At 72.0% G+C, this 25,437-nt stretch carries 26 protein-coding genes and 1 pseudogene; 15 read left to right on the top strand and 12 right to left on the bottom strand.

Annotation, left to right across the window (positions count from 1 at the left end; genetic code table 11):
- The first annotated feature begins 63 nt into the window (after positions 1 to 63).
- The 3 genes from AB0M30_RS14600 (at position 64) to AB0M30_RS14610 (ending at position 4,130) form a co-directional block, all read left to right on the top strand.
- Entirely contained in the window at positions 64 to 2,301 is a 2,238-nt protein-coding gene (locus AB0M30_RS14600) for a molybdopterin cofactor-binding domain-containing protein (protein ID WP_364584212.1), read from the top strand.
- An 11-nt stretch (positions 2,302 to 2,312) separates the two neighbouring features.
- Positions 2,313 to 2,771, top strand: coding sequence for a (2Fe-2S)-binding protein (locus AB0M30_RS14605; RefSeq protein WP_013224858.1), 459 nt, complete (start codon positions 2,313 to 2,315; stop codon positions 2,769 to 2,771).
- Positions 2,772 to 2,906: 135 nt separating this feature from the next.
- Positions 2,907 to 4,130 carry a helix-turn-helix domain-containing protein gene (locus tag AB0M30_RS14610; protein ID WP_364584214.1) on the top strand — a complete coding sequence of 408 codons (1,224 nt, stop codon included), beginning with the start codon at positions 2,907 to 2,909 and terminating at the stop codon, positions 4,128 to 4,130.
- Here the strand turns inward: AB0M30_RS14610 and AB0M30_RS14615 are convergent.
- The 4 genes and pseudogenes from AB0M30_RS14615 to AB0M30_RS14630 all read right to left on the bottom strand — a co-directional run bounded on the left by AB0M30_RS14615 (position 4,127) and on the right by AB0M30_RS14630 (position 6,201).
- Complete coding sequence (locus tag AB0M30_RS14615; protein ID WP_364584216.1) at positions 4,127 to 4,363, bottom strand: cyclic-phosphate processing receiver domain-containing protein; 237 nt, start codon at positions 4,361 to 4,363, stop codon at positions 4,127 to 4,129. The two genes, AB0M30_RS14610 and AB0M30_RS14615, sit on opposite strands and share 4 nt — an antisense overlap.
- Positions 4,364 to 4,377: 14 nt before the next feature.
- Positions 4,378 to 4,509, bottom strand: a pseudogene (locus AB0M30_RS14620) (hypothetical protein); the annotation flags it as partial.
- A gap of 140 nt (positions 4,510 to 4,649) precedes the next feature.
- Entirely contained in the window at positions 4,650 to 5,519 is an 870-nt protein-coding gene (locus AB0M30_RS14625) for a TIGR03564 family F420-dependent LLM class oxidoreductase (protein ID WP_364584219.1), read from the bottom strand.
- Between the two features lie 16 nt (positions 5,520 to 5,535).
- Positions 5,536 to 6,201, bottom strand: coding sequence for a helix-turn-helix domain-containing protein (locus tag AB0M30_RS14630; RefSeq protein WP_364584222.1), 666 nt, complete (start codon positions 6,199 to 6,201; stop codon positions 5,536 to 5,538).
- Positions 6,202 to 6,355: 154 nt separating this feature from the next.
- Between AB0M30_RS14630 and AB0M30_RS14635 the strand changes: the two genes are divergently transcribed.
- A complete protein-coding gene (locus AB0M30_RS14635; protein ID WP_364584224.1) occupies positions 6,356 to 7,297 on the top strand; it encodes an SDR family NAD(P)-dependent oxidoreductase in 942 nt (313 codons plus the stop codon).
- Positions 7,298 to 7,344: 47 nt separating this feature from the next.
- Here the strand turns inward: AB0M30_RS14635 and mgrA are convergent, their stop codons facing one another.
- On the bottom strand, positions 7,345 to 8,373 hold the full coding sequence (gene mgrA, locus AB0M30_RS14640) for an L-glyceraldehyde 3-phosphate reductase (RefSeq protein WP_364584226.1): 1,029 nt from the start codon (positions 8,371 to 8,373) through the stop codon (positions 7,345 to 7,347).
- A 63-nt stretch (positions 8,374 to 8,436) separates the two neighbouring features.
- Between mgrA and AB0M30_RS14645 the strand changes: the two genes are divergently transcribed.
- Both AB0M30_RS14645 and AB0M30_RS14650 read left to right on the top strand, forming a co-directional pair.
- On the top strand, positions 8,437 to 9,318 hold the full coding sequence (locus AB0M30_RS14645) for a MoxR family ATPase (protein ID WP_364584228.1): 882 nt from the start codon (positions 8,437 to 8,439) through the stop codon (positions 9,316 to 9,318).
- Positions 9,315 to 10,682 (top strand): VWA domain-containing protein, encoded by a 1,368-nt coding sequence (locus AB0M30_RS14650; protein ID WP_364584230.1) that lies wholly within the window; start codon positions 9,315 to 9,317, stop codon positions 10,680 to 10,682. Before AB0M30_RS14645 ends, AB0M30_RS14650 begins: the two co-directional genes overlap by 4 nt.
- On the opposite strand, the gene add is transcribed toward AB0M30_RS14650, so the two are convergent.
- Positions 10,660 to 11,634: an adenosine deaminase gene (gene add, locus AB0M30_RS14655; protein ID WP_364584232.1), complete on the bottom strand. Its 975-nt coding sequence runs from the start codon at positions 11,632 to 11,634 to the stop codon at positions 10,660 to 10,662. The two genes, AB0M30_RS14650 and add, sit on opposite strands and share 23 nt — an antisense overlap.
- 153 nt (positions 11,635 to 11,787) lie before the next feature.
- On the opposite strand from add, the gene AB0M30_RS14660 reads away from it, so the two are divergent.
- A complete protein-coding gene (locus AB0M30_RS14660) occupies positions 11,788 to 12,012 on the top strand; it encodes an antitoxin (protein ID WP_360177090.1) in 225 nt (74 codons plus the stop codon).
- Between the two features lies 1 nt (position 12,013).
- Here AB0M30_RS14660 and recQ read toward each other — a convergent pair whose 3' ends face one another.
- Positions 12,014 to 13,852 carry a DNA helicase RecQ gene (recQ, locus tag AB0M30_RS14665; RefSeq protein WP_364584234.1) on the bottom strand — a complete coding sequence of 613 codons (1,839 nt, stop codon included), beginning with the start codon at positions 13,850 to 13,852 and terminating at the stop codon, positions 12,014 to 12,016.
- A 68-nt stretch (positions 13,853 to 13,920) separates the two neighbouring features.
- Between recQ and AB0M30_RS14670 the strand changes: the two genes are divergently transcribed.
- Positions 13,921 to 14,349, top strand: a complete 429-nt coding sequence (locus AB0M30_RS14670) for a DUF6314 family protein (RefSeq protein WP_364584236.1) — start codon at positions 13,921 to 13,923, stop codon at positions 14,347 to 14,349.
- Here the strand turns inward: AB0M30_RS14670 and AB0M30_RS14675 are convergent.
- Complete coding sequence (locus tag AB0M30_RS14675; protein ID WP_364584237.1) at positions 14,346 to 15,089, bottom strand: SDR family oxidoreductase; 744 nt, start codon at positions 15,087 to 15,089, stop codon at positions 14,346 to 14,348. The two genes, AB0M30_RS14670 and AB0M30_RS14675, sit on opposite strands and share 4 nt — an antisense overlap.
- 263 nt (positions 15,090 to 15,352) lie before the next feature.
- On the opposite strand from AB0M30_RS14675, the gene AB0M30_RS14680 reads away from it, so the two are divergent.
- The 3 genes from AB0M30_RS14680 (at position 15,353) to AB0M30_RS14690 (ending at position 17,367) form a co-directional block, all read left to right on the top strand.
- Positions 15,353 to 16,111 carry a hypothetical protein gene (locus tag AB0M30_RS14680; protein ID WP_364584239.1) on the top strand — a complete coding sequence of 253 codons (759 nt, stop codon included), beginning with the start codon at positions 15,353 to 15,355 and terminating at the stop codon, positions 16,109 to 16,111.
- Between the two features lie 2 nt (positions 16,112 to 16,113).
- On the top strand, positions 16,114 to 16,779 hold the full coding sequence (locus AB0M30_RS14685; protein WP_364584240.1) for a hypothetical protein: 666 nt from the start codon (positions 16,114 to 16,116) through the stop codon (positions 16,777 to 16,779).
- A 72-nt stretch (positions 16,780 to 16,851) separates the two neighbouring features.
- Complete coding sequence (locus AB0M30_RS14690) at positions 16,852 to 17,367, top strand: DUF664 domain-containing protein (RefSeq protein ID WP_364584241.1); 516 nt, start codon at positions 16,852 to 16,854, stop codon at positions 17,365 to 17,367.
- Here AB0M30_RS14690 and soxR read toward each other — a convergent pair.
- Positions 17,355 to 17,834: a redox-sensitive transcriptional activator SoxR gene (soxR, locus tag AB0M30_RS14695; RefSeq protein WP_364584243.1), complete on the bottom strand. Its 480-nt coding sequence runs from the start codon at positions 17,832 to 17,834 to the stop codon at positions 17,355 to 17,357. The two genes, AB0M30_RS14690 and soxR, sit on opposite strands and share 13 nt — an antisense overlap.
- Before the next feature lie 115 nt (positions 17,835 to 17,949).
- Between soxR and AB0M30_RS14700 the strand changes: the two genes are divergently transcribed.
- On the top strand, positions 17,950 to 18,540 hold the full coding sequence (locus AB0M30_RS14700; protein ID WP_364584245.1) for an NAD(P)H-dependent oxidoreductase: 591 nt from the start codon (positions 17,950 to 17,952) through the stop codon (positions 18,538 to 18,540).
- 28 nt (positions 18,541 to 18,568) lie between these two features.
- Here AB0M30_RS14700 and AB0M30_RS14705 read toward each other — a convergent pair whose 3' ends face one another.
- From AB0M30_RS14705 to AB0M30_RS14715, 3 genes are read right to left on the bottom strand one after another with little or no spacing between them, the layout of a single operon-like run.
- Positions 18,569 to 19,054 carry a hypothetical protein gene (locus AB0M30_RS14705; protein WP_364584247.1) on the bottom strand — a complete coding sequence of 162 codons (486 nt, stop codon included), beginning with the start codon at positions 19,052 to 19,054 and terminating at the stop codon, positions 18,569 to 18,571.
- A complete protein-coding gene (locus tag AB0M30_RS14710; RefSeq protein WP_364584249.1) occupies positions 19,051 to 20,460 on the bottom strand; it encodes a HAMP domain-containing sensor histidine kinase in 1,410 nt (469 codons plus the stop codon). The genes AB0M30_RS14705 and AB0M30_RS14710 overlap by 4 nt, the downstream gene beginning before the upstream one ends.
- Positions 20,457 to 21,146, bottom strand: a complete 690-nt coding sequence (locus AB0M30_RS14715) for a response regulator transcription factor (RefSeq protein WP_360177057.1) — start codon at positions 21,144 to 21,146, stop codon at positions 20,457 to 20,459. Before AB0M30_RS14715 ends, AB0M30_RS14710 begins: the two co-directional genes overlap by 4 nt.
- Before the next feature lie 116 nt (positions 21,147 to 21,262).
- Between AB0M30_RS14715 and AB0M30_RS14720 the strand changes: the two genes are divergently transcribed.
- The 3 genes from AB0M30_RS14720 to AB0M30_RS14730 all read left to right on the top strand — a co-directional run bounded on the left by AB0M30_RS14720 (position 21,263) and on the right by AB0M30_RS14730 (position 25,398).
- The gene (locus tag AB0M30_RS14720; protein WP_364584472.1) at positions 21,263 to 22,159 is read left to right on the top strand and encodes a phosphatase PAP2 family protein; all 897 of its coding nucleotides are present in this window, start codon (positions 21,263 to 21,265) and stop codon (positions 22,157 to 22,159) included.
- A gap of 63 nt (positions 22,160 to 22,222) precedes the next feature.
- Positions 22,223 to 23,605, top strand: a complete 1,383-nt coding sequence (locus AB0M30_RS14725) for a pyridoxal-dependent decarboxylase (RefSeq protein WP_364584251.1) — start codon at positions 22,223 to 22,225, stop codon at positions 23,603 to 23,605.
- Between the two features lie 80 nt (positions 23,606 to 23,685).
- Complete coding sequence (locus AB0M30_RS14730) at positions 23,686 to 25,398, top strand: DNA/RNA non-specific endonuclease (RefSeq protein ID WP_364584253.1); 1,713 nt, start codon at positions 23,686 to 23,688, stop codon at positions 25,396 to 25,398.
- Positions 25,399 to 25,437 lie beyond the last annotated feature (39 nt).

A 25,437-nucleotide genomic window follows, 5' to 3' on the forward strand; every position in this document is an offset into this window, starting at 1 on the left:
ACGACCGGCCAAGGGCTCCTTAGCGTGGCGCGCACCCCGCCACCTCCCAGCAAGGGATCCCCGATGGCCAGTCCCACCACCGAACAGCCCGAGCCCGGGCAGGTCGGCCGCCGCCGCTTCCTGACCTACCTGGTCGCCGCGCCCACGCTCACCGTCGCCACGAAGCTGACCGCCGACGCCGTCGCCCCGGCCAGCGCCGAAGCCGTCGTCCCCACGCTGCCGCAGCCGGCGGAGATCCTCGACCTCGGTGACGTCCTGACGCTGTCGTGCGCGCCGACCGCCGGGATGCTCGTGCTCGAGATGACGTCCGGCGGCCGGGCGCGGCTGCAGCTGCCGCGCGCCGAGGTCGGCCAGGGCATCACGACGGCGACCGCCATGCTCGTCGCCGAAGAGCTGGACCTGCCGCTCGACCGCGTCGACGTCGTGCTGTCGGACGCCCGCACCGAGCTGCTGTTCAACCAGCTCACCGGCGGGTCCAACACGATGCGCTCGCTCTACGACCCGGTCCGCGCCACCGCGGCGACCGCGCGGGCCCGGATGGTCGCCGCGGCCGGGGCGCAGTGGGGCACCGACGTTTCGCGGCTGTCCACACGCGACGGTGCGGTGTGGGCACCCGACGGGCGCAGCGCCTCTTACGGCGTCCTCGCCGGGCCCGCTGCCCGCTCCGGCTTGAGCGTCGGCGCGATCCAGCCGAAGGCGGAGTCGGCGCACACGCTCGTCGGGACGCCGACCGCGCGCCAGGACGCCCGCGCGATGGTCACCGGCAAGCAGGTCTACACGCTCGACCTCGACGTCCCCGGCGCGAACCCGGTGATGGTGCGGCGCCCGCCGACCATCAACGGCACGGTGCGAAAGGTCAACAACGAGGCCGCCGTCCGCGCCATGCCCGGGATCATCGACATCGCCGTCGTGAAGACCGGCGTCGCGGTGATGGCCGAGACCTTCGGGCAGGCCCTCGACGGCAAGAACGCCCTCGACGTCACGTGGGGACCCGGCACGGTCGACGGCGAGGACAACGAGACGATCAAGAAGAAGCTGCGGGCCGCCGCGCTGCCGTTCGTGGTGCCGCCGCTGCTGACCCAGTACGTCGACGGCGAGTTCGACTTCGCCTTCGCCAGCCACGCGCCGATGGAGTCGAACTCCGCGGTCGCCGACGTCCGCGAGGACAGCGCGACCATCTGGGCCGGGCTGAAGTCGCCGATCGTGGCGAAGCAGACCATCGCCCAGGAGCTCGGGCTGCCGGAGAACAAGGTCACCGTGCACGTCCAGCAGGGCGGCGGGTCGTTCGGGCGGCGGCTGTTCTTCGACGCCGCTCTCGAAGCCGCGCACATCTCGAAGGCGATGAAGAAACCCGTCCGGCTGATGTGGAGCCGGATCGACGACATGCGCCACGGCCGCGGGCGCGCGGCGAGCTACCACCGGATCCGCGCCACCTTCGCGCTCGGGCAGGTGCTGACGTTCGAACACCGCGTCGCGAGCGTCGAAACCGACTGGAGCCACGGGCTCGGCGAAATCCTCACCGCGTTCGCGGCGAAGCTGCCCGTCGGCGGCAACCTCAGCTTCGCGCAGACGGTGTTCCTGCTGACCGTCAAGTCGCCGTACAACTTCGGCGTCACCACGCAGCTGCTCAACGAGGTGCCGCTGAAGTTCCACACCTCGGCGTGGCGGTCGGTCTACTCGGCGAACACCCGCGGCGCCGAAGAGATCATGGTCGACGAGATCGCGAAGAAGCTCGGCAAGGACCCGGTGGCCTTCCGCCGCGAGTTCATCAAGTCCGACCGCCAGCGCGCGGTGCTCGACAAGGTCGCCGAGCTCGGCGAGTGGGGCAAGAAGATGCCCACCGGGTTCGCGCAGGGGATCGCGGTGCACGGCGAGTACAAGTCCTACACCGCCTGCCTGGTCGAGCTGGACGCGCGCGATCCGAAGCACCCGCGCGTCACGAAGGCGACCATCGCGGTCGACGTCGGCAAGCCGGTGAACCCGCGCGGGATCCAGGCGCAGATGCTCGGCGGCCTGACCGACGCGATTTCGACGACGCTCACCGCGGGCCTGCACATCGACAAGGGCCTGCCGCTGGAGGGCAGCTACTCGCAGTTCCACTACGCGCGGCAGAAGAACTCGCCGATGGACGTCCAGGTGCACGTCATGCCGGCCACCGGCGAGGACATCGGCGGGGCGGGCGAGCTGGGCGTGCCGGCGCCGGTCGGCGCGATCGCCAACGCCTACGCCCGGGCGACCGGGATCAAGCCCCGCAGCTTCCCGATCACCTTCCCGGTCGACTTCGACCCGTTCCCGCGCTGAGGAGAGCCACCGTGCCGAACTACACCTTCGTGGTGAACGGGAAGACCGTCACCGTCGACGCGCCCGCCGACCTGCCGATGCTGTGGGCGCTGCGCGACAAGCTCAAGGTCCGCGGGCCGAAGTACGGCTGCGGCATCAACGTCTGCAAGGCCTGCACCAGCCACCTCGACGGCGAGGCGTTCAACCCCTGCGTCACGCCGGTGTCGGAGTGCGCCGGGCGCGAGGTCACCACGATCGAGGGGCTGGCCGACGGCGACGAGCTACACCCGGTCCAGGAGGCCTGGCTCGAACAGGACGTCGCGCAGTGCGGCTACTGCCAGCCCGGCCAGATCATGGCGGCCGTGGCGCTGCTGAAGAAGACGAAGAACCCGACGGACGCGGACATCGACGCCATCCAGAACGTGTGCCGCTGCGGCACCTACTTCCGGATCCGGGAGGCGATCAAGAGCGCGGCCGCGAAGCTGGCCTGACGCGGATGCGGAGGTTCCACAAAAGAACCTCCGCATTCGCGGTTGCTGTAGAAAGTTCACCCGGACGTGGCGGCCTCGTTCGGGTTAGCTGTCGGTCCCGGACCTCGACGAGGAGGCCGGGGACCGGAGGCCACCATGCACTACCAGGCGCTTCTGTCCGACGGGCTCGCGCCGCGCGTCGCCCTCCTCGCCACCGAGGTCGAGGCGGCGATGCCGGAACTCGTCGAAAGCACCGTGCGGCAGATCCGCGCCGAAATGCCGGTCTACGCCGACGCCCGGTTCGTCACGCACACCGAGCTGCGGAACTCGGTGCGGGCCAACCTCGAGCACGTGATGCGCACCCTGCGCGGCTCGGACGTGCCGGACCTGTCCCAGGCCCGCGCGACCGGCCGCGCCCGGGCGTTGCAGGGCGCGCCGCTGCCGGAACTGCTGCGGGCCTACCGGATCGGGCTCACCGAGGTCTGGCACCGGTTCGTCGAGCTGACCGCCCGGGCGCAGGACCTGGCCGGGCTGGTCGCCGCGACCACGGCGATCTGGGCGCTGATCGACGACCTCGCCGAGGCCCTCACGACGTCCTACCGGGACACCACCGCGGAAGTCATGGTGGCGCACCAGAACCGGCGTTCGGCGCTGGTGGAGGCGCTGTTCGCGGGCGGCGCTGCGACCGAGGGCACGTTGTGGGACATCGCCCGCGTGCTGGACCTGTCCCTGGACGGCACGTTCGTCGTCGTCGCCGCGGAAACCCCGCGGCTGGGCCAGGAGCCACTGCCGCAGGTCGAGGCGCGGTTGCGCGCGCTCCAGCACGCCTCGGCGTGGCGGCTCACGCCGGACCTGCAGGTCGGCGTGGTGTCCCTGCGCAACCCCGCGGCGGCTCCGGCGATCGTCGACCTGGTCCGCGAGCACCCGGTGGGCCGGGTCGGGATGAGCCCGGTGTTCACCGGCCTCGGCAACACCGCCCGCGCGCTGCACCTCGCGCGGGTGGCGCTGTCGAGCATGACGCCGGGGACACCCGGGCTGGTGCAGTTCACCGAGTCGCCGCTGGCCGGCCTGGTGGCCAGCGCCCCGGAGGCCTCGGTGCAGCTGGCCCACCACGTGCTCCAGCCGGTGCTCGAGCTACCCGGCGACGACCGCAACGTGCTGCTGCTGACGCTGCGCGCGTGGTTCGACTGCCAAGGTTCGACGAAGCTGACGTCGGAGCGGATGTTCTGCCACCCCAACACGATCCGCCACCGCCTGAAGCGGATCACGGAGGAACTCGGCCGGTCGCTGACGAACCCGGCGGACATCGCCGAGCTGGGCGCGGCCCTGCGGGCGTTGAACCTCTTCCCGGAGGCGACCCATTTGCCGGCGCCGCGTTAGCGCACGCCGGGGCCGTATCGCCGCGGCATCGCGGTCGGCCACTCGCGGGCGACCGGGTTCGCTGTGTGGATGCGCGCCTCGGGCGGCCGGTGGTCGTGTTCGCACCGCCAGAGCACCACTGGGTGGGTCGTGTGGTCGCCGCCGAGGTCGTGGTCCAGGGAAATCGCCGCGAAGTCGCCGTCGCTGACAGGGCGGCCCTGTGGGCGTTGAACCTCTTTCCGGAGGCGACCCATTTGCCGGCGCCGCGTTAGCGCACGCCGGGGCCGTACCGCCGCGGCATCGCGGTCGGCCACTCGCGGCCGACCGGGTTCGCTGTGTGGATGCGCGCCTCGGCCGGCCGGTGGTCGTGTTCGCACAGCCAGCGCACCACCGGGCGGGTCGTGTCGTCGTCGTGTTGGCGGACGCCGGGCGGCGCGGAATTGTCGGTGCTCGCCGGTAGAGTGGAAAACGGGGGGCGCCCCGCGGCCGGGTGAGCTCAAGCGTCCGGGGCCGGGTGCGGGTCGTCGACCCGGAGGCGGTTCACGGGGCCAGCAGTTCGCGGGTGCGGGCCTGCTCTTCCGCCGAGCCGAACGGCATCACCAGCAGTTCCGTCGCGCCCGCGGCTTCGAGGGACTTCACCTGGCGGCGCACGGTTTCCTCGTCGCCGACGAGCGCGCTGTCCGAGATCCGCTCGTGGCCGTCGCGGTCGAGGATCGCCCGGTACGCCGGGATGCTCGCCGCCCCGCCGTACGTCTCGTCCAGCCACGCGCGGCGTTCGTCCACTTCGGACGTCACGCAGATCAGCTGGCCGGACACCACCCGGGCCGGGCGCCCCAGCGCCGGCACCACGAACTCGCCGATCGCCCGCGGGCCCGCCCAGGTCGTGATCACGCCGTCGGCCAGCTCGCCGGCCAGCCGCGTCGACTGCGGGCTCACCGAACCGACCAGCACCGCGGGTGGCTCGGCACCGGGCGCGTTCACCGCGCCCGCGGCCGTCAGCGACTCGCCGTGGACGTCCGCCTTTTCGCCGCGCAGCAACGGGTTCAGCGCTTGGAGGTACTCGCGCAGGTGGCGGATCGGACGGTCGTGGGAGTAGCCGAACTCGTTCTCGACGATGAACTTGTGGCTCAGCCCGACGCCGAGGTGGACCGGCACCCCGGCCGCCGCCTGGACGGTCAGTGCCTGCGCCGCCATGGTGATCGGGTGCCGCGAGTACGTCGGCACGACGCACGTGCCCAGCCCGACGCCGGGAGCGGCCGCGGCGAGCGCGGGCAGCGCCGTGAGCGCGTCCCAGCCGCCGCGCTGCGCCACCCACAGCGTGCCGTAGCCGAGCTTCGCGGCTTCGCGGGCTTGGGTCGTGATGGCGTCGAAGCCGACGCCGAGTTCGTCGATCAGGATTCCGGTGCGCACGAGGTCCTCCAGGGTTTCAGTAAGCGCGTTCGAGCTGTTTGCGGTCGAGCGCGACGGCTTCGGTGAACAGCGCCAGTGCCCGCGGTGCCACGGCACGCAGCTGCCTCGTCGACACGGCGAGCGGTTCGAAGGCGTGCGCGACCGTGTCGGCGAGCAGGGCCGGTTCGGGGGGCCGGGAGGCGCCGAGGAACCCGTGCAGCACGGCCGAGAAGGCGACGACGAGCTCACGGACCGGCCGGTCCGTGCGGAGCAGGTCGTTGGCGGCCAGCAGTTCCAGGTACTCCACGAAGGCTTCCCCGTGGCGGGGGTCGAGTTTGCCGTGCAGCTTCGGCAGCAGCTTGCCGAGTGTCTCGGTGTCGTCGGCGTAGCCGGCCCGCAGCAGCGGACGCTTCAGCACGTTGGCGTACTGGATCTCCGTCAGCCGCGAAAGCCGCACGCTGAGCGGATCGGCCGCGATCGCCGCCACGAGCTCTTCGAGCACCCGGACCGACTCGCGGAGCAGGACGGCGAGGAACAGCTCTTCGCGGTTCTTCCAGTGCAGGTAGACGGTGCCCTTGCCGACGTCGGCCCGCTCGGCGACGTCCTCGATCGTCGTCCGCCGGTAGCCGGCGCGCAGGAGCAGTTCGGCAGCGGCGTCGAGGATGCGCTCGGCCCGTTCGGCCCGGTCTTCGGCAGGAGGCACGCTGCCATCGTATGACCAAATACGAAATTTGGTCAAACGTTGAGGCTGCGAGTGATCGGCGTCACGACCGCGTGGTGTCACGGGCGTCCGGCCGCCGGTGTCCTGTGGGCGATCGGATGTCACTTCGGATGTCACTGCGGAGAACGGAAACACCATGAGCAAGATCTGGTTCGTCACGGGTTCGTCGCGCGGCCTCGGCCGCTGTTTCGTCGAGGCCGCCCTGTCCCGAGGCGACCGGGTGGCCGCCACCGCCCGGTCCACCGGGAGTTTCGACGACCTCGTCGCCCGCTACGGCGACGCGGTGCTCCCGCTGGAGCTGGACGTGACCGACAAGGCCGCCGTCTTCGAGACCGTGAAGCGGGCCGCCGAGCACTTCGGGCGGCTGGACGTCGTCGTGAACAACGCCGGCTACGCGCAGATCGGCGCCATCGAGGAACTGACCGAGCCCGAGCTGCGCGCCCAGCTGGAGACCAACGTGTTCGGCCCGGTGTGGGTCATCCAGGCCGCCCTGCCCGTCCTGCGCGAACAAGGCGCCGGGCACTTCATCCAGCTGTCGTCGGCCGCGGGCCTCATCGCGATGCCGCTCGGCGGCGCGTACCAGGCGTCGAGGTGGGCGATTGAAGCCCTGAACGAAACCTTGGCCAAGGAGGTCGCGGACTTCGGCGTCAAGGTCACGATCATCGAGCCGGGCGGCTTCGCCACCCGCGACGGCAGGAACCCGGATCCTCTCGCCAACGGCCACGTCGCCGAGACCAGCCCGGTCTACGACGGGCTCCGCCGCCGCATCGCCGAGGTCGCGGGCAAGCAGCCGGCCGGGGATCCGGCCGCCGCCGCCCGGGCCCTGCTGAAGGTCGTCGACGCGGCCAACCCACCCCTTCGGGTGCTCTTCGGGACGGGCTTCCACCCGATGATCCGCCAGGCCTACGCGGACCGGCTCGCGACCTGGGACGAGTGGCAGGACCTGTCCGCGGAGGCCCAAGGCGGCGACGCCGAAACGGAAGGGCGCCGCGGCGACGCCGGAACGGAGGCCCGCGGCGGCGACGCCGAAACGGAGGGGCGCCGCGGCGACGCCGAAACTGTCGGTGCCCACCGGTAAAGTGGAAAACGGGGGGCGCCCCCGCGGGCACCCCCCGCCGGCTGAGCTCAGGAGTCGGACGAACGCTTCCAGAGGTTGATGTCCGCGTCGGTCGCGTGGCCGTCGATCTCGGTCAGCTCCTCGGACGAGAACTCGAGGTTGCCGAGCGCGCCGGCGTTGTCCTCCAGCTGCCGCACGCTGCTCGCGCCGATCAGCACCGACGTCACCCGGCTGTCGCGCAGCGCCCAGGCCAGGGCCAGCTGCGCCAGCGACTGCCCGCGGCGGCTCGCGATGTCGTTCAGCGCGCGCACGCGGCCCAGGCGGTTCTCGTCGAGGGTGTCCGGGTCGAGGGACTTGCCCTGCGCCGCGCGGGAGTCGGCCGGGACGCCCTTCAGGTACTTGTCCGTCAGCAGGCCTTGGGCGAGCGGCGAAAACGCGATGCAGCCGGCGCCCGCCTCTTCGAGGGTGTCGAGGAGCCCGTCCTCCTCGATCCAGCGGTTGAGCATCGAGTACGACGGCTGGTGGATCAGCAGCGGCGTGCCGAGTTCCCGCAGGAGCCGCGCGGCCTCGGCCGTCCGCTCCGAGTTGTAGGACGAGATCCCGACATACAGCGCCTTCCCGGCGCGGACGGCGGCGTCGAGCGCCCCGACGGTCTCCTCCAGGGGTGTCTCGGGGTCGAAGCGGTGCGAGTAGAAGATGTCGACGTAGTCCAGGCCCAGCCGCCCGAGCGACTGGTCGAGGGAGGACAGCAGGTACTTGCGGGAGCCCCACTCGCCGTACGGGCCGGGCCACATGTCGTAGCCGGCCTTGGTGGAGATCACCAGCTCGTCGCGGTACGGCCGGAAGTCCGTGGCCAGCAGCCGCCCGAAGTTCTCCTCGGCCGAGCCGTACGGCGGGCCGTAGTTGTTGGCCAGGTCGAAGTGGGTGATGCCCAGGTCGAAGGCGCGGCGGGTGATCGCGCGCTGGGTTTCCAGGGGCCGGTCGTGGCCGAAGTTGTGCCACAGCCCGAGCGAGATCGCGGGCAGTTTGAGCCCGGAACGCCCGCAGCGCCGGTAGGGGATCGAGTCGTATCGGCCGGAAGCGGCAACGTAGGTCACGCGGCCGATGCTAGCCCGCTCTTCCGGTACGCTCCTGGTGAGCGACCGCTTAGGAGGCACGTGGTGGGCACCGGATTCTTCACCTCCGTCGACGACGTGTCGGCCCGGCTGGCCGAGGCGGGCTACCTGGCGTCCACGGCGGTGGCGACCACCGTGTTCCTCGCCGACCGGCTCGGCAAGCCGCTGCTGGTCGAGGGGCCCGCCGGCGTCGGCAAGACCGAGCTCGCCAAGGCGGTCGCCCAGGTCAGCGGCTCGCGGCTGGTGCGCCTGCAGTGCTACGAGGGCATCGACGAGGCCCGCGCGCTGTACGAGTGGAACCACGCGAAGCAGCTGCTGCGGATCACCGCCGGCCGCGACGAAACCTGGGAGGCCGCGCGCACCGACATCTTCGGCGAGGAGTTCCTGCTGCGCCGCCCGCTGCTGACGGCGATCTCCTCGGACGAGCCGACCGTGCTGCTGATCGACGAGACCGACAAGGCCGACATGGAGGTCGAGGGCCTGCTGCTGGAGGTGCTCGGCGACTTCCAGGTCACCGTCCCGGAGCTCGGCACGATCACCGCCACGCGCGCGCCGTTCGCCGTGCTGACGTCCAACGCGACGCGCGAGCTGTCCGAGGCGCTGCGCCGCCGGTGCCTGTTCCTGCACATCGACTTCCCGGACGAGGACCTCGAACGCGACATCGTCCGGCTCAAGGTCCCGGGGATCGACGCCGCCCTCGCCGATTCCGTCGTCCGGGTGATCGCCGCGCTGCGCGCGATGGACCTGCGCAAGCTGCCGTCGGTCGCGGAGACGATCGACTGGGCGCGCACCCTGCTCGCGCTCGGGGCGGCCACCCTGGACGAGCGGGTCGTGCGGGAGAGCCTCGGCGTCGTCCTCAAGCACCAGGACGACATCGCCAAGGCGGGCGCCGCCCTGAAGCTCGAACAGGTCCTGGACGCGTCGTGACCGGCGGCGTGCCGGAGCGGCTCGCCGCGTTCGTCAAGGCGCTGCGCGCCCAGGGCATCCCGGCCGGCCCCGCCGAGACGGTCGACGCCGCCGCGGCGCTGGAGGTGCTCGGCCTCGACGACCGTGAACTGGTCCGCGAGGGTCTGGCCGCGGCGCTGGTCCGGCGTGGCGGGCAGCGCGCGGTCTTCGACGCCGCCTTCGACCTCTACTTCCCGGCGGGGATCGGCACTCCCGAGCGGGCCCGTGAAGAGCGGCCGTCGACGCTGGAGGAACTGCGGGAAGAGCTGGCCGCCGCGCTCGCCGACGGTGACCGGCAGGCGTTGTCCCAGCTCGCCGGCCTCGCCGTCGACATGCTGGGCCAGTACGGCTCGGCGTCGGGCCCGGGCGGCGGCTTCTCGGCCCACCAGACCCTGGAGCGGCTCCAGCCGCAGACGCTGATCGCCCGGGTGCTGGCCGCGGTCCGCGGCGGCGGCGCGCGCGGCGAGTTCACCGACCGGCTCGACCGCGACGAGATCCGCCGCCGCGTCGAGGGCTTCCGCGGGCAGGTCCGCACGGAGGCGCGCCGCCGCGCGGCCGAGATCCGCGGCCGCGAACGCGTCGCCAAGCACGCCATCGCGCCGTCGCCCGACCGGGTCGACTTCCTCATCGCCAGCCGCACCCAGCTCGCGGAGCTGCGGCGCACCATCCAGCCGTTGTCCCGCAAGCTGGCGACGCGCTTGGCCGCCCGTCGCAAGCGGACCACGCGCGGCCAGATCGACCTGCGACGCACGCTGCGCCGGTCGCTCTCGACCGGCGGCGTGCCGCTGCGCCCGGCCTACCGCCACCGGCGGCCCGGACGGCCGGAAATCGTGCTGCTGTGCGACCTTTCCGGCTCGGTGGCCGGGTTCGCGAACTTCACCATGTTGCTGGTGCAGGCGCTGCGCGACCAGTTCAGCAAGATCCGCGTGTTCGCCTTCGTCGACAGCGCCGACGAGGTCACCCACCTGGTCACCGGCGGCGCGGCCGACCCCGAACACCTGGGCGCGCGCATGCTGTCCGAAGCGGCGCTGGTGCGCTGGGACGGCCACAGCGACTACGGCGGCTCCCTGCGCCAGTTCACCGAGAACTGGCTGGACGCGATCGGCCCGCGGACGTCGGTGCTGATCCTCGGCGACGCCCGCACCAACGGCGGCGACCCCAACCTCGACGCGGTCCGCGCCATCAAGTCCCGCGCCCGGCACGTCTACTGGCTCAACCCGGAACGGCGGTCGCTGTGGTCCACCGGGGACTCGGCGGCACTGGAGTACGCCGAGGTCGTGGCGATGCACGAGTGCCGCACGGTGCACCAGCTCGGCACGCTGGTCACCCGCCTGCTGCCGGTGTGAGCCAGGCGTCGATGCCGCGCAGGATGGCCTGTTTGGTCGCTTCGGGCGCGAAGGACGCCGTGACGCTCGCGCGGGCGAAGTCCGCCATCGTCGTGTCGTCGTAGCCGAACGCCCGTTGCACCCGGGCGTACTCCCCGGCCAGTCCGGCGCCGGTGACCGACGGGACGTCGGTGTTGAGCGTGACCGTCAGGCCCGCGCCGAGCAGGCGGGGGAGCGGGTGTTCGGGCAGCGACGGCACCAGCCCCAGCGTCACGTTCGACGACGGGCACACCTCCAGGGCCAGGCCGCGCGCACGCACTTCCGCGACCAGCGAGGGGTCGTCGAGGACGCGGATGCCGTGGCCGAGCCGTTCCGTGCGGCCCACTTCGATGGCCTCGTGGATGCTGCCGGGCCCGGCGTCTTCGCCGGTGTGGTGCAGCAGGTGGATGCCGGCCGCCTGAGCCTTTTCGAAGAGCGTGGCGAACGGCCGGAGTGAGTGGTTTTCCTCGCCCGCCACGCCGATCGCGAAGACTTCGTCGTACTTCAACGCGAGGTCGAGGGTGCGCTCGGCCCGCTCGACCGACCGGCGCCGGGATTGGTCGAGCAGCAGCCGCCACGCCAGGTCGGTGCTCTGGGATAGTCCTTTGAGGACGGATGCGAGGGGCATTTCGAGGTCGCCCAAGCGTTCCCCGTGCGAGGCCGCGGTGAAGGTGACTTCGGCGTAGCGCGTGCCCTGGGCGGCTTCGTCCTCACAGTACTCGCGGGCGATGCGTTCGAAGTCTTCCGGACGCCGGAGGCAGGACCGGATCAGCGCGTTGTAGTCGGCGAAGGCGCGGAAGCCGTCGAACACCGGGGGCTCGCCCGGGACGTCGACCCCGTTCGCCTCGCCCAGCTCGCGGAGCGTGGCGGGACGGATCGTGCTCTCCAGGTGGACGTGCAGGTGGGCCTTCGGCAGGGCGGCCAGGTCGCGCATGATCACGAGCCTAGGGCCGCGCGGCGGCGGTCCGCGCGGCCTTTTCCGGCGCCGGCCGCGGCGGGCCCAGGTTTTGGCCCTCGTCACACGGGGAACCTCCGGGTGGTTCGTCCGCGTTGTCAGGATGACCGCAACCGACGAGGGAGGGCCACCGTGCCTCTGATGAAGAAGCTGACCATGCTGGCCGGCGCCGCCGGTGCGGCTCGCGCCTACGCCAAGAAGAACCCCGAAAAGGTGAACCAGGCCGTCGGCAAGGCCGCGAAGTTCGTCGACGACAAGACCAAGGGCAAGTACCACCAGCAGATCGCCGGTGCGGTCCGCAAGGTCAACTCGGTGACCGGGCAGCCGGGCCACCCCGGGCCGGCCACCGGCCGCTAGATCACTCGGCGGTCAGGACCTCCAAGAGCCCCTCGCCGTACTTGGCGAGCTTGTTCTCCCCGACGCCGCTGACCGTGCCCAGATCCGCCAGCGACGCCGGCCGTTGCGTGGCGATCTGGCGCAGGGTCGCGTCGTGGAAGACCACGTAGGCGGGCACGCCCTGTTCCTTCGCGGTGGCGGCCCGCCAGGCCCGCAGGCGTTCGAACAGCGGGGCCGCCTCCGCGGGCATCTCCACGACCGCGGCGGCGGCCTTCTTGGCGCTGCGGACCTTCGCGGCGGGCGCCCGCTCGAGTTCGCGCCGCAGCAGCACCTGGCGACCGCCGCCCAGTACCTCCGCGCTCGTCTCGGTGAGCACGAGCGAGCCGTAGTCGCCTTCGACGGCGAGCAGGCCCTGGGCGAGCAGCTGCCGCACCACCGCCCGCCATTCCGGCTCGCGCAGCTCGGTGCCGATGCCGAACGTCTTGAGCGTGTCGTGCTGGAACTGCGTGACCTTCGGCGTGGACTTGCCGAGCAGGATGTCGATGACCTGGCCGGCACCGAACTTCTGGCGCCGCTCGTTGCGCAGCCGCACGACGGTCGAGAGCAGCTTCTGCGCCGGGATCGTGCCGTCCCACTTCTCGGGCGGGTTCAGGCACGTGTCGCAGTTGCCGCACGGGCCGGCCGGCTGCCCGAAGTAGTTGAGGATCTGCACGCGGCGGCACTCGACCGTCTCGCACAGCGCGAGCATCGCGTTCAGGTGCGCGCCCAGCCGCCGCCGGTGCGCTTCGTCGCCCTCGGACGTGTCGATCATCTTGCGCTGCTGGACGACGTCCTGCAGCCCGTACGCGAGCCAGGCGGTGGACGGCAGGCCGTCGCGGCCCGCGCGGCCGGTTTCCTGGTAGTAGCCTTCGACCGACTTCGGCAGGTCGAGGTGCGCGACGAACCGGACGTCCGGTTTGTCGATGCCCATCCCGAACGCGATCGTCGCGACCACGATCAGCCCGTCCTCGCGCAGGAACCGCGACTGGTGCTTCGCGCGGGTGCGCGCGTCGAGCCCCGCGTGGTAGGGCACCGCCGGAATCCCGTTCTGCACCAGGAACTCCGCGGTCTTCTCCACCGAGTTCCGGGACAGGCAGTAGACGATTCCCGCGTCACCCGGGTGCTCGGTGCGCAGCAGCTCCAGCAGCTGCCGCTGCGGCGAGTTCTTGCCGACGATCCGGTACTGGATGTTCGGCCGGTCGAAGCTCGCGACGAAGTGCCGGGCCTCGTCGAGGTTCAGCCGGGTGGCGATCTCCTTGTGCGTGGCCTCGGTCGCGGTCGCCGTCAGCGCGATCCGCGGCACGTCCGGCCACCGCTCGTGCAGAGCCGAGAGCTGGAGGTAGTCGGGCCGGAAGTCGTGGCCCCACTGGGCGACGCAGTGCGCTTCGTCGATCGCGAACAGCGAGATCTTGCCGCGGTCGAGCAGCCGCACGGTGGATTCCACCGAAAGCCGTTCGGGCGCCAGGTAGAGCAGGTCGAGCTCGCCGTTCAGGAACGCCGACTCCACCTCCTGCCGCGCCGCGTAATCCTGGGTGGAGTTGAGGAAACCGGCGCGGACGCCGGCGTTGCGCAGCGCGTCGACCTGGTCCTGCATCAGCGCGATCAGCGGCGAGACCACCACGCCCACGCCGGGCCGCACGAGCGCGGGAATCTGGTAGCACAACGACTTCCCGCCGCCGGTGGGCATCAGCACGAGCGCGTCGCCGCCGGCGATCACGTGCTCGACGATCGCCGCCTGGTCGCCGCGGAAGCTGTCGTAGCCGAACACGCGCCGGAGGGTCTCCAGCGCGTCGGACGCGGGTGCGAGGTCGGTCTCTGCCACCCGCCCGACTATAGAGCGGGGGTCCGACAGTTCCGGCCCGCCCCGCCGCGGGGTGCCAGAATGGGGGCGTGCAGTACTGGCCGGTTCCCGATCTCGCCGCGTATTTCGGCGGCGCCTGGCGCCTGGACCGGGAAATCCGCACCGCGGACGGCGACCCCGCGGGCGAGGTGACCGGGACCGCCACCTTCACCGAGGCCGGCGGCGTCCTCGTCTACCACGAGGAGGGCGAACTGCGGCTCGGCGGTCACCGCGGGCCGGTCACCCGGACCCTGCACTACCGCCCGGCGGGCCCCGGCCGCGCGTCGGTCCACTTCGACCACGGCGGCTTCTTCCACGACCTCGACCTGCGCGAAGGCCACTGGACGGCGGACCACCCCTGCCGGGCCGACCACTACCGCGGGGAGTACCGCGTGACCGGCGCCGCCCGCTGGCGGCAGGAGTGGGCGGTGCGCGGGCCGGCGAAGGACCACGTCATCGTCAGCCGGTTCACCCGCTAGACGATGCCGCCGTTCGCGCGCAGCACCTGGCCGTTCACCCAGCGCGCCGGACCGGCCAGGAACGCGACGACCTCGGCGATGTCCTCCGGCTGCCCGAGCCGCTCCAGCGGCGGCTGCTTGGCCATCCGGGCGATGGTCTCCTCGTCCTTGCCGTCGAGGAACAGCGCGGTCGCGGTCGGGCCGGGCGCGACCGTGTTCACGGTGATGTCGCGGCCGCGCAGCTCGCGGGCCAGGATCATGGTGATCGCCTCGACCGCGCCCTTCGTCGCGTTGTAGACGCCGTAGCCGGGCAGGTTCAGCCCGAGCACCGACGTCGAGGTGGTGATCACCGCGCCGCCGTCGCGCACCCGCCGCGAGGCCTGCTGGGCCACCGCGAACGTGCCGCGGATGTTGGTGCGGTGCACGCGGTCGAGGACCTCGAAGTCGGTGTCGGCGATCGGGGTCGGCGGGTTCATCACGCCGGCCAGGTGGGCGACGACGTCCACGCCGCCGTACGTGCGTTCCGCGGTGTCGAACAGCTCCGCGACCGCGGCCGGGTCGGCCACGTCGGCGCGGGCCGCGATGGCCCGGCCACCGCGCGCGGTGATGGCCTCGACGGTGGCCGTGGCCTCCTTTTCGTTGCCCGCGTAGTTGACGACGACCGCCATGCCGTCGGCGGCCAGGCGCTCGGCGACCTGGCGGCCGATGCCGCGGGAGCCGCCGGTGACGATCGCGACGCGGGACTCGGTGGGGGTGCTCATCGGTTCCTTCTTTCCGGTCTAGGCGGCATCGGCGGCCGCCGCTCCACTCGAACTGTTATCGATGATACTACGATACTGATAACGCTGCTAGCTACGCCGTGTCATCACCGTCACCTCCCCGTGCGGGTCGCGGGCATCCGGCCGTATCGACGCCGCCGGACGGCCGAATCCCGAGGTCAGGAGCCCCGTGCCCGTTTTCGGCCGAGGTAATCAGGGAACACCGCTCGCATCGGGGGCTTGACATCCTTGAAGGAGTTTGAGCGATGCCCACATGGCTGATCGTCTTGATCGTCGTCGTGGCCGTCGCGGTGCTCGGCGCCGTGATCTGGCTGGTGACGCAGGAAATGCAACGAAAACGGCTGCAGCAGCGGTTCGGTCCCGAGTACGACCGCACGGTCGCGGAGAAGGACAGCCCCCGGGCCGCGCAGCGCGAGCTCGCCGAGCGGGAACGCCGGCACAAGGAGCTCGACATCCGGCCGCTTTCGACGTCGGCGCGCGAGCGCTACGTCCGGGAATGGGCGCAGGTACAGGAAAAGTTCGTCGACGAGCCGGCCCCGGCGGTCGCCGAGGCCGACCAGCTGCTGAACTCGCTGATGGCCGAACGCGGTTACCCGACCGAGGGCTACGAGCAGCAGGTGGCCGACCTTTCCGTGCGGCACGCCAAGACCCTCGAGCACTACCGGGCCGCGCACACCACGCAGCAGAAGCGGGACGGTGCGTCCACTGAGGACCTGCGGGACGCGATGGTGCGCTACCGCGCCGTGTTCGAGGACCTGCTGACCGATGGCGCCGGCGAGGAACAGCACGACCACCACGACCGCCGGAACGGGCACGACCACGGGCACGACCACGATGGTGACCGCACCGAGCAGCGGGCGGCCGACCGCCGCGACGCCGGCCGTGACGACAGCAACCGTCACGAGGCCGAGCTTCACGAGACCGACCGTCGTGACACCGACCGTCACGAGACCGAGCGCCAGGCGTCCGCGAACCCGCGGACCGAGTGGAATGGAGGACGTTGACCATGACCGAGCACCTGACGCGGCACGACGCCGAGGACGACCGGGACCTGACGGGGCGTGAGGACGTGCACGAGACCGGCGGCTACCGGGACGACAGCACCACCGATGTCCCCGGCCAGGACGGGGCGGACTTCCGCGAACCGGGCACCGCCGACGACGAACAGAACCTGAGCACCGCCGACCTGGCCTCGGCCGGGCGCCACGATGCCGACGACACCACCACTTCCTACGGCTCGGGCGGGGACGTGGAAACGCCCGCCGAATCGGGCGGGGACGTGGAAACGCCCGCCGAATCGGGTGGCGACGTCGAGACGCCCGCCGCGTCGGGTGGCGATGTCGAGACGCCCGCCGGCTCGGGTGGGGACGTGGAGAGGCCGGCGACGTCGGGTGGCGACGTGGAGACGCCGGAGCTGATCGACGAAGAGAAGGTCACCGGCTTCCGCGAGCGCTGGCAGAACGTCCAGACCGGCTTCGTCGACGACCCGAAGCAGGCGGTCCGGCAGGCCGACGAGCTCGTCGCCGCCGTGATCAGCGCGCTGGCCACCACCTTCGCCGAGCACAAGAGCGAGCTGGAATCCCAGTGGCAGCAGGGCGAACCGGCCACCGAGGAGCTGCGGATCGCGCTGCGCCGCTACCGCTCGTTCTTCGACCAGCTGCTGCCGCGGTAGCGGACGCGGTTTGCCGGCGGGCATGATCGGGTAGCACCGCGGGAAACGGTGTCAGCAACAGGAGGCAACCGGATGAACGTGGCCGATCTGCTCGTCGAAGGGTTCAGCCGGGTCCAGGGCACGGTGCACGCGGCGGTGGACAAGCTCACCGCCGGGCAGCTCGGGACCCGGCCGGACGACGAGGCCAACTCGATCGCCTGGCTGGTGTGGCACCTGAGCCGGGTCCAGGACGACCACGTCGCCGACGTGGCCGGGACGGAGCAGGTGTGGACCGGCCAGGACTGGCTTTCCCGGTTCGGCCTCCCGTTCCCGGCCGGTGACACCGGCTACGGCCACCGCCCGGCCGACGTCGAAGCGGTCCGCGTCGACGAACCGGACCTGCTCACCGGCTATTACGACGCCGTGCACGAGCAGACCGTCCGGTTCGTCGCCGGCCTCGGCGAGCAGGACCTCGACCGGATCGTCGACGAGGCCTGGGACCCGCCGGTTTCGCTGGGCGTGCGCCTGATCAGCGTCCTCGACGACGACATCCAGCACGCCGGGCAGGCGATGTACCTCCGCGGCCTGCTGGAGCGTCAGTCTTCGTAGCCGCCCCCGCGGTGGTCGGCGAGGCGCCGCGGCCCCGGGCCGTCGGCGCCGAGCCGGTCGCCGGGGTTGGCGAGCCGGCACTTGGCCAGTGACATGCAGCCGCAGCCGATGCAGTCGTCCAGCTGGTCGCGCAGCTGTTCCATCTGGCGGATCCGCGCGTTCAGGTCCTCTTGCCAGCACCGCGAAATCCGGGCCCAGTCGGCGCGGGTGGGCGTGCGGTCGTCGGACAGCAGGCCGAGCACTTCCCGGATCTTCGACAGCGGCATGCCGACCCGCTGGGACATCCGGATGAACGTCACCCGCCGCAGCGTGTCCCGGCGGTAGCGCCGCTGGTTCCCCGCGGTGCGGCGGCTGTGGATGAGGCCTTCGTCTTCGTAGAACCGCAGGGCCGACGCGGGCACCCCGCTGCGCCGGGAGAGTTCGCCGACCGTCAGGTCGGGCACCGGCCGGGCCGTGGCGTTCACCATGGTGCCAGCCAACCACAGTGACACGCTCGAATGCAGGGGCACCCTTGACTTCAAGCGAACTTGAAGTTCCACCCTGATGCGGAGAGCGGTGACGCCTGCGTGTCAAGGAGGAAGTGTGTCGGAAGTGCCGAGCCGGGTCGCGGTGATCGTGGGAAGTGTCCGGGAAGGACGGTTCGGGCCGGTGGTGGCGGACTGGCTGGCCGGGGTCGCGCAGGCACACGGCGGCTTCGAGGTCGACGTCGTCGACCTCGCCGAGCCCGGCCTCCCGCTCGTCATGCCGGCCTTCGGCGCCGCGCCGTCCGCGACGGTGGCCGCCGAGGTCGCGAAGGTCGCGCCGCGGCTCGAAGCCGCCGACGCCTTCGTCGTGGTCACCCCGGAGTACAACCACAGTTACCCCGCTTCGCTCAAGAACGCCATCGACTGGCACCGGCCCGAATGGCGGGCCAAGCCGGTCGCTTTCGTGTCCTACGGCGGGATTTCGGGCGGGCTGCGCGCGGTCGAGCACCTGCGCGCGGTCTTCGCGGAGCTGCACGCCGTGACCATCCGCGAAACGGTCAGCTTCCACGGCGCCCAGGCGCGGTTCGGGGACGACGGCCTGCCGAACGACGCCGCGGCGGGCGTCGCGGCGAAGGCGATGCTCGACCAGCTGGGCTGGTGGGCCCGGTCGCTGACCGAGGCTCGGGCGGCGCGCCCTTACCCCGGCTGAGGCTTTGGCGTCATGTCGACATCGGCCCTCACGCCTGGCACGTCTGGTAGGGCAGCAGGACGTCCGGGCCGGCGAGGGCGACGGTGCCGTCGGCGGTGTACCCACCCTGGGCGGCCAGCGCCGCGAACGCGGTGCAGACCAGCTGGTTGATCCCGGCGCCGGTGATCGGCCGCAGCGGGAACGGGACGGTGATCGTCGTCGGCGGGCCGGGGGTCGAGGTGATCGCGCCGGAGAGGCGGGGGAGGTCCGTCGTGTACCCGCCTTCCCGCTCGTCGGCGGACGGTCCGTCCATCAGCAGCGCCAGCGCGGACTCGATGCCCGCCACCCCGGCGGACGGCCGCACCACCGGGGTCACCCGGTCGGCGAGGACGAAGTAGAGGATCGGTTCGGTGCCGCGGCCGTCGCTCGCCGGGCTCCGCAGGGTCGGCGCCGGGCCCGCCTGGAGCACCGGCGTCGGTTGGATCCCGCACCCGCTCACCAGCAGCAGCACCGCGAGGACGGCGAGTTTCTTCACGGGGCCTCCCGGGGCAGGCGCAGCTCGAACCGGGCACCGGTGCCCGTGTTGGCCGCGACGATGTCGCCACCGTGCAGCCGCGCGTTTTCCCGGGCGATGGAGAGTCCGAGGCCGCTGCCCTCGGACCGGGTGCGGGCGACGTCGGCCTTGGTGAAGCGGTCGAACACCTTCGGCAGCACGTCGGCGGGGACTCCCGGGCCGTGGTCGGTGACGGTGAGCACGACGTCACCGTGCTCCTGCCGCAGCACCACCTCGACCGGTGGCGCGCCGTGCCGCAGCGCGTTGCCGACCAGGTTCGCCACGACGATGTCGAGCCGCCGCCGGTCGAGGCCCGCCCTGATCCCCGGCGGCAGGTCGGCGACCAGGTCGGTCCCCGGTTCCCAGCCCCGGGCGGCGAGGGTGTCGGTGATCGCCGCGGCGACGTCCAGCCCTTCCCGGCGCAGCTCCGCCCGCCCGGCGTCGAACCGGGAGATCTCGATCAGGTCCTGTACCAGCCGCGTCAGCCGCCGCGTCTCCGCCGACACCAGCCGCGCCGCGACCGCGGTGTCCGGCGGCAGCTGCTCGGCGTCCTCGTCGAGCACGTCGGTGACCGCGTTCATCGCCGCCAGCGGGGTCCGCAGCTCGTGCGAGACGTCGGCGACGAACCGCCGCGAGTCCGCCTCCATCGCGCGCAGGCTGCCCATCGTGCGCTCCAGCTCCGCGGCGGTGTGGTTGAACGTCGTGACCAGCTGCGCGAGCTCGTCGGAGCCCTTGGCGCGCAGCCGCACGTCCAGCCGGCCGCGGCCGAGCTGGCTCGCCGCGGCGTTCAGCGCGCGCACCGGCCGCAGCACCTGCCGCGCCGCGAGCAGCGCGACCCCGACCGCCAAGGGCAAGGCCAGCGCGGAGAACAGAATGGCGTTGCGGGCCAGTGCGTCGATCGCCTCCTGCTGGTCGATCAGCCGCGTCATGGAGTAGACCTCGAGGCCGCTCGGCCGGCCGCTGGGGGTCTGCACCGGGACACCGACGAAGAACAGCGGGAAGCCCTGGACGTCGACGCGCTGGAAGTGGATGTTCGTGGTGGTGGCCACGGCGTGGCGCAGGTCGCCCGGCACGTCGTCGATCGACAGGCCCGAGGTCGCGTGCTGGTCCCGGTAGACGACGAGGGCGTTGCTGGACTTGAGCGCCGTCGCGAAGGCGTCGAGCGTGGGCTGGGACGGCGGCAGCGACATGGTGGGCAAGTACGCGGCGATCTGGTCCCGCAGCTTCAGCATCGTCTGGTCCTGGACGCCTTCCAGGATGGCCCGGCGCGCGAACACGTAGCTCACGCCGGCCGCGGTGGTGGCGCCGAGGATCATGATCACCGCGAACGCGGCCACCAGCCGGGGCCGCAGCCCGGCGAGCCAGGACCGGATCCGCGGTGCCGTCACGACCGGCCGAACCGGTAGCCGAACCCCCGGACCGTCTGCACGTGCTCCGGGTGCGCCGGCACGTCCTCGATCTTCGCGCGCAGCCGCTGCACGCAGGCGTCGACGAGCCGGGAGTCCCCGAGGTAGTCGTGGTCCCACACGGCGGAGAGGATCTGCTGGCGGCTGTACACCTGCCCGGGCGTGCGCGAGAGCTCCAGCAGCAGCTTGAGCTCGGTCGGGGTCAGTGACACCGGCGCGCCGCGCTTGGTCACCTGGAGCGCGGCCCGGTCGATCACCAGGTCGCCGTGCCGCTCCTCGGCCGCGGCGGGCTCGCCCGGCCGCTCGCCGATCGCCCGGCGCAGGACGGCCCGGATCCGCGCGTCCAGCACGCGCGGCTCGACCGGCTTGGCGACGTAGTCGTCCGCGCCCGCTTCGAGCCCGGCCACGACGTCGAAGTCGTCGCTGCGCGCGGTGAGCATGATGATCGGGACCGGTCCGGACGCCCGCATCCGGCGGCAGGTCTCGAAGCCGTCCATGCCGGGCAGCATCAGGTCGAGCACGACGATGTCGGGCCGGTGGCGCACGAGCCCCTCGATGCCGAGCTCGCCCGATTCCGCGGTGTGCACCACGTGCCCCTGCCTGCGCAGGGCCAGCTGCAGCCCCTCCCGCACCGCCGCGTCGTCCTCTACCACCAGTACCTCGGCCACGGCGCCATTATTCGGAAAAGCGCACGTCATGGCGACCCGGGCGGATCTTGTAGCGAAACCATGACATCGCGTTGACGGGATCCCGAAAAGCGCGTTCCAGACTCGGGGACATGGCAGTGATCCTCACCGACGCACCTTCCGCGACCCGTCCGCCCCGCCCCGCGCTCGTGACCCGGGCCGCGTCCCGCACGGCGGTCCTGGCGGCGGGCGCGGCCGGGTTCGCCCTGGCTTTCGTCGCGGCCTACCTGCTGTTCGTCCGCACGGAGGCCGGCCGCGGCGTCGAGAACGGCGTCGTCCGCAGTGCCCAGTCCGCGGGGACCACGGTGGCCTGGGCGGCCCCGCTGCGGGAGACCGACCTGGTGGTGGCGCTCGGCGGGGTGGCGGTCCTGATCGTGGTGATCGCCCTGGCCCGGCGGCGGCTGGCCCTCGGCGTGCCGGCGCTGGTCCTGCTGGCCGCGCCGCTCGTGGTGGCGCAGCTGCTCAAGCTGTACGTCCTGGACCGGCCGAGCACCGGCGACCGCCTCGGCGTGGCGAGCCACAACAGCTTCCCGAGCGGGCACGCCAGCGCGGCGATGGCCGTGCTCGTGGCGCTCGCGATCGTCCTGCCCCGCCGGTTCCGGCGGACGGCCCTGGTGACGGGGGGCTTCGGCGTCGCCTGGGTCTCGGCGGCCGCGGTGGCCCTGGGCTGGCACCGGTTGAGCGACACCGTCGGCGGCTGCTTGCTGGTCGCGGCGGTCACCTGCGCCGGGGCGGCGGTGGTGTCCGCCCGCCGCCCCGACGGTGACCGGGTGCCGCTGGTGCCGGTGGTGACCGGCTTCTTGGCCCCGCTCGGCCTGGTGCTGGCCGGCTACGCGGTCCTGGCCACGGCGACGTCGGGCGCGGCCCAGTTCGTGGCGGCGCTGGTGCTGGCGGCGCTGTCGTCGATGGCGGTGGTGCTGCTGCTGGCGGCCCCGTTGCGCCGGGTGGCGTTCGACCCGGCCGAGTCCCGGGTCCGCCGGCTCCGCAGGCGCTGACCGGACCAGTTTCCGGGGATTGGCCCGCGACAGCGGGATGCCGCCGAGCCTAGCGTCGGCGAGATGGACCCGAGGCTCGCCGATGACCTGCACACCCTGCCCGATCTTCTCGACGCCGCAAGCAAACTCGCGGCGGAGGCGCTCGCCGGGCTGGACCGCCGGGCGGCGGCCGTCCCGCCCCTCCCGGTGGCGCCGGCGCCCTTGCCGGCCGCCGGCGCGGGTGCGCGGGGTGCGCTGGACGAGTTCGCGCGGCGCTGGGAACCCGGCTTCGCCGCCAGTGCCGGCCCGCGGTACCTCGGCTTCGTGACCGGCGGGGCCACCCCGGCCTCCCTGGCCGGTGACTGGCTCACCGCCGCCTACGACCAGAACCCCGCCAGTGGCATGGACTCCTCGGCGCAGGACCTGGAACGCGAGACCGTCGGCTGGCTGGCCGAGCTGTTCGGGCTGGGCCCGGAGTTCTCCGGCGCGTTCGTCACCGGCGCCACGATGTCCACGGTGACCGGCCTGGCCATCGCCCGCGAGTGGCTCGGCGAACGGATCGGGGTGACCGTCTCCACCGAAGGCGCCGCGGCGCTCGGTCCGGTCACCGTGCTGTCCGGTTCACCGCATTCGAGCGTCCTGAAGGCGTTGTCGTTCCTCGGGATGGGGCGTTCCGCCCTGCGGCAGGTACCGGTGCTGCCGGGCCGCGAAGCCATCGACGTCGCGAAGCTCGCCGAAGCGCTCGAGACACTCGACGGCCCCGCAGTCGTCGTCGCGAACGCGGGGACGGTCAACACCGTCGACTTCGACGACCTGCGGGCGATCGCCGCACTCAAGCAGCGGTACGACTTCTGGCTGCACGTCGACGCCGCGTTCGGCGCGTTCGCCGCGCTGGCCCCGGCCCACGCGGCGCTCACCGCCGGCCTCGACCAGGCCGATTCGGTGGTCGTCGACCTGCACAAGTGGCTCAACGTGCCCTACGACTCGGCCGTCCAGTTCACCCGCCGCCGCGACCTGCAGCTGCGCGTGTTCAGCAACAACGCGGCCTACCTCGGCGAGATCGGCGACACCCCGGACTTCCTGCACCTGACACCGGAGAATTCCCGGCGGCTGCGCGCACTCCCGGCTTGGTTCTCCCTCGTGGCGTACGGCCGCGCCGGGCACCGAGAGATCGTCGAACGCTGCGTCGCGCTGGCCCGCGACCTGGGCGCGCGCATCGACGGCTCGCCGCACTGGCACCTCCTCGCGCCGGTGCGGCTCAACGTCGTCTGCTTCACCCCGGCTGTCGAACGGGACATCGATGCCCTCGTGCGTGCGATCGCCGAGGAGGGGACCACGTTCCTGACCCCGACGGCGTACGACGGCCGGCCGGCGCTGCGCGCCGCGTTCAGCAACTGGCGGACGACCGGTGCCGACGTCGACCGGGTCTTCGCCGTGCTGGAGCGCCTGGCTGCCGGGTCGTCATGACCCCGCACAGGTGAGCGCTGCCCCTTTGGCTGCCCGATCGGTCATGTCCGATGCGTGATGGAGTGACTACCGTCGGGAGTATGGGGCGTGATCGGGCGCGGGAAGCTGACCGGAAGCACCGCCGGGACGAGGATGGCGAGCCGGCCGCGCGGCTCGCCCCGGATCGCAACGCGCTTCTCCGGCTCCAGGGCGCGGCCGGCAACCGTGCGGTCGCCGCCGGGCTGGCGGCGGCGCGGTCGGGGGTGCCGGTCCAGCGGAAGTTCACCGGCCACGCCGCGGACAGCGTGGACACTGCTGCCGAGCTCATCAAGGCGACCTACAAGGTCAACAAGAACCAGCAGAGCCTGCCGGGGAACCAGCCGCTGGGCACGGTGGACCGCCCGCGGGCGGTCGAAGCCGTGATCGACAAGAAGTCGCTGCGCAAGAAGGAACGCAAGAAGGACTCCAAACTCGCGGTGGTGACCAGCCTGGCCCGCGCCGAGCAGATGATGTTGCAGGGCGCGGACATCAGGAAGTTCTACGACGCCGGTCACCTGGTCGCCGACCAGCTGGTCGGCGAGGCCGCGAATTCCTTCGAGTTCTGGAATCTGGCGCCACAGGTGTCGGAGTTCAACACCCCGGCGTACGCGGGCGTGGAGGAAGAGATCCGCGCTTCGCTGAGTGCGGCGAGGGACAAGATCATGATCAGGGTCCAGCTCGAGTACCCGGCGGACTATTCGATGAACGCGGCGGAACTGGTGCGGCGCAGGATAATCCCGCCCGGAACCCACTACCCGGCCCAGGCGATCACCGTGGCCCGGCGGATTCCGAACCTGTGGACTCTCACCGCCCAGAGCCTGACGCCGACCTCGGCGCCCGGTGCGGTGCGGGTGCCCGACGACCCGGCCGCCCCCACCCTCGGCGCGCCGTACGACATGAAGGTCACCGAATACGTCGCGCCGGTGCCGTTCGCCGGTCCCACCCTCAAGGCCAACCTGAAGATGCGGCATCTGCTGGCCCGGCAATGGACGCCCTCGCCCAGTGTGCGCATCGAGGACGCGATCAGCCTGCTGGTCAAGACTTTTCCCGATCTGGGCAACCAGGCCGACATCGTCCGCAAACTCGCCCCCTCGGGCACGGCGATCGTGCCCGAAGCGCAGATCGCGTTGATGAAACAGGCCGCCGGCGGGGTCGCCCGCGCGCTGCTGGAAGTGCAGGCCACGCTGTTGGAGGCGCGGGACAACACGCTGCTCCTGCCGATGTTCAGCATCATCCGGAACGTGCAGCAGCAGTTGACCGCCGCCGAGCAGCCGAGTGCCTCCCTGGTCGAGGCCACCGGGCATCTGGTCACGGCCCAGTCGTGGGTGGAGGACCTGCACGAGGAACTGGTGGAGGCGGTCGAGAAGCAGCAGGAGCAGTACCCGTTCCCGCTGTCCACGGTGACCGCACTGCACGAGTCGGCGCAGGCGTGGTCCCAGCAGTGGTCGCTGTCGGTCAGCCAGGCGTCGCCTGCCTACCAGCCCTCCTCCGAGGAGGAGGGCGAGACGATCGAGGCGCGGCAGAGCCTGGCCGATGCGCGAGACGTGACCAAGGCCCCCGGCATCAGCCGCGTCACCGACTTCGGCGACGGGACCGGACAGCTGATGTGGTCGAAGTTCGGGTTCGACGCCCCGGTGTACTACGGCGAAGCGATCACCATCCCGATCAAGGAGCAGGCGGTGACGGTCGTGGTGCAGCACCTGAACCCGCTCACCGGCGACACCGGCCTGCCGACGGGGGAGTGGCTGGTCGGCTGGAAACACCCAGGCACCTGAGGCGTTGCCTCCGTGCTCGATGCCGGCCCCCGGGCGGGC

Source organism: Amycolatopsis sp. NPDC051716 (assembly GCF_040681595.1).
In the GTDB taxonomy this organism is placed as follows: Bacteria; Actinomycetota; Actinomycetes; order Mycobacteriales; family Pseudonocardiaceae; genus Amycolatopsis.